This window comes from Shewanella psychrotolerans (assembly GCF_019457595.1).
Taxonomy (GTDB): Bacteria; Pseudomonadota; Gammaproteobacteria; order Enterobacterales; family Shewanellaceae; genus Shewanella; species Shewanella psychrotolerans.
In genome coordinates, this window is the sequence record NZ_CP080419.1 from 3,991,426 (window position 1) to 4,003,406 (window position 11,981).

Consider the following 11,981-nt stretch of genomic DNA (forward strand, 5'->3'; position numbering starts at 1 on the left):
ATGAAAGTGTTACTGACGCGCCCTAAGGGGCGCAATCAGTCAATGTGCGATGCATTAACCGAGCGACAGATCCCATTTATTGTCACACCGTTGCTCGAAGTTGTCGCCACCGAAGACATTGACAACACCGAAGCTATAACCGCGTTTAATCACGCACACATCATTATATTCATAAGTACCAATGCAGTTGAATACGCAGCAAAAGCACTTAATAATCAATTTCCAACGTCAGCCAAATATTATGCTGTAGGTAAAGCAACCTACTTGGCCCTAAATGCATTGGGGATTGAGGCAATGGAAGCACCTGCTGAATGTCAGCAGACCGAAGGACTACTCACACTGCCCTCGCTACAGCGTCTTGATGGACAAAACCTTACCATAGTGCGAGGTGTCGGAGGACGGGAAACCCTTGCGCAACAACTAACGGCAAGAGGGGCTAATGTGAGCTATTGGCAAGTATATCAACGCGCATGCCCAGCCTTAGATAAGGCGATTGCACTCAATTGGCAACAACAGCATATTGATACGATTGTCGTCACCAGTGGCGAAGTTCTCTCTAATCTACTAACACTTGTACCTAAAGAACTATTTGCTTGGCTGCACGCTTGTCATATTATAGTGCCCAGCTCTCGTGTGCATGAACAAGCTATACAAGCGGGTTTTACACAAGTAACAAATGCTCAAGCAGCGAATAGCAATGCAGTACTTATAGCTTTAGGTTTATCCAAGTAAACCTTTCAACCTCCTGCATAGCCAAGTAGTCTTACGTCTTCAAGGAATCTGTTGAATGGACAATAATATGCAACAAAGCAAAGCGGTAGCACCAACACCTGAAATTAGTGACACCGTAGACGCGACCTTTGCAGAAGCCTCTGCGTCTGCTCCATCAACTGAGGCCCCTCAAGATAATAAGGTATCTAGCGGTGTTTCTTGGGGTTTCCTATTTAACCTCATTCTTATTCTGTTATTGCTATTTGCCACCTCAACTGGCGGATTCTATCTGTACCAAGAACTCACCGTTCAGAAAGAACGTGCGGCCGAGCTAACCCAACAGCTACAACAACGGCTTGATGATCCTCTAGCTCGTATTACTCATTTAGAGCAACAACAACGCTCAGTTGAGCGGGATCTTGCAAATAAATTGACTCATGTTTCTGAATCACAAAATCAATTACAAGATCAAGTTAACAAACTCGCTCAGCAAAATCCTAACCATTGGATGGCAGAAGAAGCCAAATATCTTGTCAGAATGGCAGGCAGTAAATTATGGCTAGAAAAAGACCCTCAAACAGCGCTTAGCTTACTACAGGCAGCCGATGACCGTATCCAAACGATGCAAGACCCGTCTCTTACACCTCTGCGTAAAGCACTTGCAAAAGATATGACCGAGGTCGCTGCAATTAAAACCACCGATGTCGCGGGTACGGTACTGACTCTAGATAGTATGATAGAGAGCTTGCAACAACTTAAATTAAATCGAAGTAAATCAGACATCACCACCACCGATGACTCACTCACAATGACTGATTCAATCGAAGATTGGCAAAGCAATTTAGCAAAGTCATGGCAGGCACTTATCGAAGAGTTTGTAGTGATTCGTCAACGCACTACTGATCACGCCCCTTTGCTGGCACCCGATCAACAATGGTATCTAGTCGAAAATGTCCGCAATAAACTTTTACAGGCTCAGCTTGCACTTTTCCGACAAGATCAGGTTAACTACCGTCAGTCTATTACCTTGGCAAGAAAATGGATTTATCAATATTTCGACCTATCTGACAGTAAAACGGAGCAAACTGTTGCGGCCCTAGATGCTTTAGTGACCCTAGAGCTTCAATCGCCCACAATCAACCAGTTTTCGGCAACACCACTGCTACAACAGCTGGTTACACATGGAAGTCTTGTTAGCGATCTGGAGAAGCCACTATGATTAAAGCGCTGATCTATCTTGTTATCATTCTCATTGGTTTAATCATCAGTCCTTATCTTTCAGGGCTAAATGGTTACCTTTATGTCGCAATAGGTGATCAAGAGTTAGAGACTAGCCTGATTTTTGCTTTATTTGCTGCGATCTTATTTTATGCGCTGCTTGTCTGTGTAGAGGCATTCGTCGTTTGGACTATAAATCTGATATTAAATAGTCGCTTACTTCCCGAAAAATGGCGGCGAAAGAAAGCAAGAAAACACACTTTGTATGGCGCGCTAGCATTAGCAGAAGAAGATTGGGCTGAAGCGGAAATAGCGATGGCGAAAGGCGCTAATAAAGGTGAGATTCCGGCACTCAATTTATTAGCAGCGGCAAGAGCTGCACAACATCAAAATAATACAGCCGCCCGTGATGAATACCTGTTACAAGCAGAGAAAGATCCTCAAGCCTCGGCAGCGGTGCAAACGACTCGATTACGCTATCTGCTGCAACAAGGAGAATTGGAACAAGCTCGGGCTATTTTGGATCAACTCAATCCAACAAGTAAGAGTAAAAGACCATTATTGCGCCTTGCTATCGAACTTTATCAAGCTCAAGAAGATTGGAATGCGCTTAAGTTACTATTACCTATAGCCAACAAACGAAATATTCTCACTCAAGACGAATTTAACGACTTAAATGATAAAACCAATCGAGCACTCTTAAATTCAGCTGCAGATAAAAATGAACAAGAATTAGAAAAGGCTTGGCATTGGTTAAGTCGATCAGAACGCAAGCAATCCGCTTTTATAGCCCAATATGCGATAGGTATTGCAAAATTTGATCGAAAAGACGAAGCGGTGAAGATGTTGTTTAAGGCGCTAAAAAACACACCAAACCAAGATATTTTTAAGGCGATAGCAACAATCTTATCTCCAGCAGATCTCGATGCAAGAAAACACATTTTCGATCTTGAAAAAAAATATGCCGACGATGCCAATTACCAAGCTTGTATTGCTAGCCTCTATGATCAAAGCAAAGAATATAGAGAGTCTCAAAAATGGTGGCAAAAAGTCTGTCATCAAACTCCATCTAAAAACGCTTGGCTAGCCCTAGCAGAAGCACAAGAGCATCTTGGTGAACAGAATGCTGCCTTGCAAAGTTATCGTAAAGCGGCAATATTTTGACGCTTTTTTATACTTTTTTTAACTAATAAACCACCTCTTAGGGTGGTTTATTGTTTAAGCATTAACTTATTTAATTAATGCCCGAAGATAAATGTCATTAAAACAAACTATTACCTACCTCAACTAAAAACCTCCTTTTTAGGTCATTTTTCTTACCAATTCCACCTTATTTGACTCTAAATCAAAGCCAACCACACTTACTACAGACGAATAAACAAACAGGCTAATTAGCTAGAGTGAACGTAGTGTAGTAGCGCTCTAGATCTACCCTAAGCAAAGCGAGAAATGATTATGGGTGCATCAATCACAACACAGGACGCGGTAGTTGTTAATCTTGTCGGTCAACTCAAGGTTAAAGATGAACAGGGAAATATCAGAGATGTCAAAATTGGCGACGTTATCCGATCTGGTGAGCAGCTGATTTTTTCCCCACAAGCAAAATTCAACTTAGAATATGAAGACGGCACATTAACAACTCAGGCAAATTTAGTTGAGCAAACTCCAATTCAAGAAGTAGCAAGCGACTCAGGCGATACCGATTCGGCAAATCAACTGACTGATGTGCCTGTTGCTCTGGATCCCGAGATTGCAGCTTTACAAGCTCAAATTCTAGCTGGAGATGATCCTACTCAAGGATTGCCAGAAACCGCAGCAGGAGCAGGTACTGCTGGTAACGAAGGCGGTTCAGACTTTGTTACCTTAGGGCGTACTGGAGATGAGACCCTCGCTGGTGCGGGGTGGGATACGACTGGTTTTACTCTAGCGGCAGATACCCCCCCAGAAACCGAGATTATTCCAGAGCAAACGTTCGCGGCCCCCACATTGACCTCAGCAAGCTTTTCCATTTTTGAAGCGAATCTTCCACAAGGTAGCGATCCATCATCATTACTGACGAAACTGGCAGCAAACATTCAAGCGAATGCAGAAGCAGGTATCGCCAGCTTAACGATCAATGGAATCGATATTATCAACAATGGCCAATTTGCAGGCCCCATCGTTATTAATACCGAAAATGGCGTATTAACCATCACCGAATTTGACAGTTCAACAGGTCAGTTTATCTATGATTACACTCTCAATTCGAATGTCGATCATAGTGCTAATGACCAACAGCAATTTGTATTTAATATCGAATTGGTTGACGGTGCAGGTAATGTGGCCAACGGTAGCATTACCGTTAATGTTGTTGACGACCAGCCCGAAGGTTTGGCCGACACCAATAGCGTATCCGAAGATGGTGCTGCACAAATTGCAGGCAATTTACTGGCTAATGACACCTTAGGTGCTGACTCAGCAGAAGTTACCGCGATCACTAACGCACAAGGCACATCTGTCGCCGTTTCAACATCGAATGCCATTCAAGGTGAATTCGGTTTACTAACGATTTTTGCTGATGGTAGCTATACCTACCAGCTAAACAATGACTCTTCTGATATCCAGTCGTTAGCCTTAGGTGAGCAGATCATTGAAAGCTTTAACTACCTGCTAACCGACAATGACGGCGACTCAGTATTAGTACCCTTGACGATAACTATCACTGGTACCAATGATACCCCCATAATTACTCCTCCACTTAGTGGCGAAGAGACTGAAGGGTATAGCTCAGGCACAGTAATCGAAGCAGGTAATGAAGACGATAATACTATTATTCTCGGCGTAGAATTTGTTAATGGAATTCTTGAAGCAACTGACCCTGATACGGGTGCTGTACTCACTTGGAGTGGTGACAATACTGGTAGTTATGGTAGCTTTAGCATCAATAGCACTAATGGTGAATGGACCTACACCTTAGATAATGATGCAGCCGACAGCTTGGCTGAAGGCCAAAGCGCGATAGATACCTTCTTGGTTACAGTCACCGATGAGTTCGGTGCTACGGATACCCAAGTGGTCACCATCACAGTGCTTGGCACCAACGATAGCCCGGTTATCACATCAACCGAAGTTGATGCTACTGGTGCTGTAACAGAATTCGACGAAAATGCACAACCAGCTGGAAGCCAAATCGCAACTGGGACGCTCACAGTGAGCGATGTTGATGACGGAGCCAGCCATACTTGGAGTGGCAACGACACTTCTACTTACGGCAGTTTCAATATAGATCCAATAACCGGAGAGTGGACTTACACACTCGATAATAACGCCGCAACCCCCCTTTCGGAAGGACAACAAGTCATTGAAACCTTCTTAGTTACCGTCACAGATGAATTTGGTGCCACCGACACCCAAGTGGTCACAATTACCATTACCGGCACTAACGATGCTCCTGAAACCTATGATCTTATAGTGTCTGGAGCTGAAGATACCGCAATCATTGTCCCTGAACTAATCGGCACAGATCTTGATGGAACTGTAGTCAGCTTCATTATTGATAGTTTGCCGGATAACGGCACACTCATCCTTAATGGTGTTCCGGTGACAATAGGTATGACAGTCTTGGTTGCTGAAGCAGCAAACCTCAGCTTTATTCCCGAGGATGACTGGAATGGCCAAACTACCTTTACCTATCATGCTATCGACAACGATGGATTAGCCGACAGTACACCAGCCACCGTGACCATCACGGTCACGCCTGTTAACGATGGGCCTTTTGCTGAAGATGATAGCTTTAGCATTAATGAAGGGGCCTTAGCCCAAGGGAATGTTATTACCCATAACGATGGCGATAATCTGGTCGACAGTGATGGCGGCGATGGCGGAACACTCATTGTCACCGAAGTGAATGGCGTTGCGCTTACCTTTGACCCTGACGGATGGAGTCAAAACTTCTCGATTGATAACGGCACCCTGCGCATTAAGGCCGACGGTACCTTTGAATATCAACACGATGGCTCAGATCCCACTCAAACACCACCAAGCTTTGAGTACACCTTAAGCGATGGTACCGATACTGATACTGCCACCGTGACCATTACGGTCACGCCTGTTAACGATGGGCCTTTTGCTGAAGATGATAGCTTTAGCATTAATGAAGGGGCCTTAGCCCAAGGGAATGTTATTACCCATAACGATGGCGATAATCTGGTCGACAGTGATGGCGGCGATGGCGGAACACTCATTGTCACCGAAGTGAATGGCGTTGCGCTTACCTTTGACCCTGACGGATGGAGTCAAAACTTCTCGATTGATAACGGCACCCTGCGCATTAAGGCCGACGGTACCTTTGAATATCAACACGATGGCTCAGATCCCACTCAAACACCACCAAGCTTTGAGTACACCTTAAGCGATGGTACCGATACTGATACTGCCACCGTGACCATTACGGTCACGCCTGTTAACGATGGGCCTTTTGCTGAAGATGATAGCTTTAGCATTAATGAAGGGGCCTTAGCCCAAGGGAATGTTATTACCCATAACGATGGCGATAATCTGGTCGACAGTGATGGCGGCGATGGCGGAACACTCATTGTCACCGAAGTGAATGGCGTTGCGCTTACCTTTGACCCTGACGGATGGAGTCAAAACTTCTCGATTGATAATGGCACCCTGCGCATTAAGGCCGACGGTACCTTTGAATATCAACACGATGGCTCAGATCCCACTCAAACACCACCAAGCTTTGAGTACACCTTAAGCGATGGTACCGATACTGATACTGCCACCGTGACCATTACGGTCACGCCTGTTAACGATGGGCCTTTTGCTGAAGATGATAGCTTTAGCATTAATGAAGGGGCCTTAGCCCAAGGGAATGTTATTACCCATAACGATGGCGATAATCTGGTCGACAGTGATGGCGGCGATGGCGGAACACTCATTGTCACCGAAGTGAATGGCGTTGCGCTTACCTTTGACCCTGACGGATGGAGTCAAAACTTCTCGATTGATAACGGCACCCTGCGCATTAAGGCCGACGGTACCTTTGAATATCAACACGATGGCTCAGATCCCACTCAAACACCACCAAGCTTTGAGTACACCTTAAGCGATGGTACCGATACTGATACTGCCACCGTGACCATTACGGTCACGCCTGTTAACGATGGGCCTTTTGCTGAAGATGATAGCTTTAGCATTAATGAAGGGGCCTTAGCCCAAGGAAATGTTATTACCCATAACGATGGCGATAATCTGGTCGACAGTGATGGCGGCGATGGCGGAACACTCATTGTCACCGAAGTGAATGGCGTTGCGCTTACCTTTGACCCTGACGGATGGAGTCAAAACTTCTCGATTGATAACGGCACCCTGCGCATTAAGGCCGACGGTACCTTTGAATATCAACACGATGGCTCAGATCCCACTCAAACACCACCAAGCTTTGAGTACACCTTAAGCGATGGTACCGATACTGATACTGCCACCGTGACCATTACGGTCACGCCTGTTAACGATGGGCCTTTTGCTGAAGATGATAGCTTTAGCATTAATGAAGGGGCCTTAGCCCAAGGAAATGTTATTACCCATAACGATGGCGATAATCTGGTCGACAGTGATGGCGGTGATGGCGGAACACTCATTGTCACCGAAGTGAATGGCGTTGCGCTTACCTTTGACCCTGACGGATGGAGTCAAAACTTCTCGATTGATAATGGCACCCTGCGCATTAAGGCCGACGGTACCTTTGAATATCAACACGATGGCTCAGATCCCACTCAAACACCACCAAGCTTTGAGTACACCTTAAGCGATGGTACCGATACTGATACTGCCACCGTGACCATCACGATCACGCCTGTTAACGATGGGCCTTTTGCTGAAGATGATAGCTTTAGCATTAATGAAGGGGCCTTAGCCCAAGGAAATGTTATTACCCATAACGATGGCGATAATCTGGTCGACAGTGATGGCGGTGATGGCGGAACACTCATTGTCACCGAAGTGAATGGCGTTGCGCTTACCTTTGACCCTGACGGATGGAGTCAAAACTTCTCGATTGATAACGGCACCCTGCGCATTAAGGCCGACGGTACCTTTGAATATCAACACGATGGCTCAGATCCCACTCAAACACCACCAAGCTTTGAGTACACCTTAAGCGATGGTACCGATACTGATACTGCCACCGTGACCATTACGGTCACGCCTGTTAACGATGGGCCTTTTGCTGAAGATGATAGCTTTAGCATTAATGAAGGGGCCTTAGCCCAAGGAAATGTTATTACCCATAACGATGGCGATAATCTGGTCGACAGTGATGGCGGTGATGGCGGAACACTCATTGTCACCGAAGTGAATGGCGTTGCGCTTACCTTTGACCCTGACGGATGGAGTCAAAACTTCTCGATTGATAATGGCACCCTGCGCATTAAGGCCGACGGTACCTTTGAATATCAACACGATGGCTCAGATCCCACTCAAACACCACCAAGCTTTGAGTACACCTTAAGCGATGGTACCGATACTGATACTGCCACCGTGACCATCACGATCACGCCTGTTAACGATGGGCCTTTTGCTGAAGATGATAGCTTTAGCATTAATGAAGGGGCCTTAGCCCAAGGAAATGTTATTACCCATAACGATGGCGATAATCTGGTCGACAGTGATGGCGGTGATGGCGGAACACTCATTGTCACCGAAGTGAATGGCGTTGCGCTTACCTTTGACCCTGACGGATGGAGTCAAAACTTCTCGATTGATAACGGCACCCTGCGCATTAAGGCCGACGGTACCTTTGAATATCAACACGATGGCTCAGATCCCACTCAAACACCACCAAGCTTTGAGTACACCTTAAGCGATGGTACCGATACTGATACTGCCACCGTGACCATTACGGTCACGCCTGTTAACGATCTGCCTGTAATTAATGCAGGTGCAACAGTTGTATCTGAAGAAGGCTTATTGGCTGGTATTACTGATAATATCGGTGATCCTTCTGATGACACTGATTTAAAAACCAATGATGGTGTGATTACCTTTACGGATCCCGATGCCGCTGACAGTAGTGCTTTTGCCATTTCATTGTCAGGCCCAAGCATAGATGTGTATTCCGATGGACAGTTAGTCAGTTGGAGTTGGAATAGTCAAACCAACACTCTCACAGGTTCAGTTGGTAACACTGCGATCATGACTATAGTGCTTGGTTCTGTAACTGGGGATGCATCTGGTTATAGCGTGGCTTATACAGTTAATCTTTTAGCTCCTGTAGATCATGCACTTAACAGCATTGAAGATATTATGCAGTTAAGCTTTGGTGTCACAATTAATGATGGTTCAGCTGATGTATCAACAACCTTTAGTGTCACAATTGAAGATGACTCTGGAGTAGACCAAGTTGACGAATCATTAGTACATGATATTTCCCATAGCATAGGTAGTACTGTCACAGCAGACCTATTTAATCCTGGTGCTGATGGTTTCGGAAGTGTCGATTTCGAACTCATTACGACTGGTTTACAGCACGACGGTTACGATCTTGTTTACACAATGAATGGCAATACATTGACTGCCACTGCTAACAGTGTGGATGTATTTACGTTAACTGCCGTATTAGATGCTGATGGTCATTACGACTATCAGTTCGTACTACTTCAGGAAGTAGACCAAGAAGCGATAATTGATTACAACATAGGTTCGGCACCAGCGGGTAATAACCTAACTTACTATGTTGATTCTGACGGTTCAATTTATGCTCAAAATGGACAAGCTACTAGTGTTATCTCAACAATTACAGGATACACGAACGGTATTTCTTCTCAAATTAACTCTAATAGTCACGGCATTGGAGTCGGGCCGCAGACCTCCATAAGTGAGAATGAGTCAATTAAAATTGAATATGGTGTAGATGGTACCTCTTTATTAGCCATTAATTTGGGAACGAATAACAACGGTAGCCATACTGGGTCAGCTAACATCCAATACATAATAACTTATTCAGATAACTCAACAAAAGTCGTCGATATAACAACTACCAACGGTGTGTTTTTAATTGAAGAATTAGAGCACAATGGTTTGTCAATTATGTCGATTGAGATCTTTCACGTTAGTGGAGAAGATTTCCAAATCAACGGATTATCCTCTTCTGGCGTCATATTCAATACTCCTATCGATCTTGAGTTTGCATACACTGCCACTGACAATGATGGCGATGCAATACCATTTACTAATGACAATAACGGCCATTTTTACATCACGCTTACTCCTGATAACTACGTGCCTAACGCAATCGACAATGCATACAAGGTCGATAGCGGCGGAATAATTAGCTCCAATGTGATAACTGATGACACAGGATCAGGCTCTGATACCGATGCTAATGGAGATAACCTCAGAGTTACCCATATCAATGGTGCAGAACTCACGTTTGTTAATGGAGTTGCCACTGTTAATGTTGCGGGAGGAGTGTTAACTATTCAAGAAGATGGTAGCTATACCTATCAGCATAATGGTAATAGCTCAGCCCCAGTTAGATTTACTTATGAAATAAGTGATGGCAATGGTGGAACAGATTCTGCCGCTGTTGATATTGAAATATTCAATCACCAGACATTAAATCCTGGCGATGATACACATCAGGGCAGTGACGGTAATGATCTGATTGTTAGCGACACCACAAGCATTATCCCTGGTGAAAACTACAATATCGCTTTTCTCATAGATACCTCTGGTAGCATGGGGAATTCAGGAGTGAATACAGCAAGATCACAAATACTCAGCGTTATCGAACAGCTAATTACGAATGCGAATCAGCCTAATTCAGGAACCGTAAATGTTTTATTGGTTGATTTTGCCAGTTCGGCTCAAACACTTATCTCAATAAACTTAACAGCAAATGATGTCTTATCGCAGATAAGCACCGCAATGGAGTCAATGAGTAGCGGAGGTCAAACTAATTACTATGCCGCCTTTAACGAGGTTTACGATTGGTTTGCAACTGGATTGGCATCTCAAAATAGCGGTAGCAACCTCACGTACTTCATTACAGATGGAAGACCAACTTCCGATGGTGGAATACCTAATAGCAGTTACCAAAACGGTTTAGCTGCATTCAACCTACTAAGTGCATTGTCAATCATACAAGCAATCGGACTTGGCAATAACATCAATACTAACATACTTGAAGACTTCGACTCTGATGGGCAAATCCTGAATAATGTTGACGTGAATAACTTAGCCAATGCAATTCTTCAATCTAGCCTTCTTCCTGGTAATGATGTCATCACAGCTGATGAGGGACACGATATAGTATTTGGTGACTTAGCTCAATTTGCAGGAATTAGCACTCAAGGATACGAGGCCTTAAAAGAATATGTGGCAACTCAAACGAATATTGATATCAATGATATTAGCGACGTTGAGATACACGGCTACATATCTGAGCACACTGAAGAGTTTGATATATCTGGAGCAGACGATGGCGGGGATACTATCTATGGAGGTAATGGTAATGATATCTTATTTGGACAAGGTGATAACGATATTCTTATTGGTGGTGTAGGTAGTGACGTACTAATTGGTGGTACTGGCAGCGATACGATGGATGCTGGAATCGATACAGACAGAGACACTTTTGTGTGGAATCAGGGGTCAGCTGATGGAAGCACCGATACCCTTATTAATTTTGACGTGAATTACGACGCTTTAGATCTTTCAAATATCCTAATTGATGAGGAGACCGGCAACTTTAGTCTGGAGCAATATCTAGAATTTAACTTTAGCGGTGGTAATACTGAAATTTCTGTTGATGCAAATCACGATGGTTTAACCGACTTAATCATAGTTATTGAGAACGTTGACCTGACAGCAAATAACTCACTTAGTGATAACCAGATCATTACTAACTTGCTTAACAATGAAAATCTAGTCATAGATACGATACCTTAAGATTTAACATATAAATGTCACAATAGAAGGCCAAACGAATCATCAAAAAGTTTGGCCTTTTTGCTGCTTTTCATCTTAGTAATTCATTCTCCCATTTACTTTAGCAATCTCTTTAC

Annotated in this window: 4 protein-coding genes; all 4 read left to right on the top strand. The window is 44.2% G+C overall.

Going from position 1 to position 11,981, the window contains the following annotated elements:
• The 4 genes from K0I62_RS17590 (at position 1) to K0I62_RS17605 (ending at position 11,865) form a co-directional block, all read left to right on the top strand.
• Positions 1–732, top strand: coding sequence for a uroporphyrinogen-III synthase (locus K0I62_RS17590; protein WP_220069324.1), 732 nt, complete (start codon positions 1–3; stop codon positions 730–732).
• 55 nt (positions 733–787) lie between these two features.
• Entirely contained in the window at positions 788–1,930 is a 1,143-nt protein-coding gene (locus tag K0I62_RS17595; protein WP_220069325.1) for a uroporphyrinogen-III C-methyltransferase, read from the top strand.
• Positions 1,927–3,093 carry a heme biosynthesis HemY N-terminal domain-containing protein gene (locus K0I62_RS17600; protein ID WP_220069326.1) on the top strand — a complete coding sequence of 389 codons (1,167 nt, stop codon included), beginning with the start codon at positions 1,927–1,929 and terminating at the stop codon, positions 3,091–3,093. Before K0I62_RS17595 ends, K0I62_RS17600 begins: the two co-directional genes overlap by 4 nt.
• Before the next feature lie 291 nt (positions 3,094–3,384).
• Positions 3,385–11,865: a retention module-containing protein gene (locus K0I62_RS17605; protein WP_220069327.1), complete on the top strand. Its 8,481-nt coding sequence runs from the start codon at positions 3,385–3,387 to the stop codon at positions 11,863–11,865.
• The last annotated feature ends 116 nt before the right edge of the window (positions 11,866–11,981 follow it).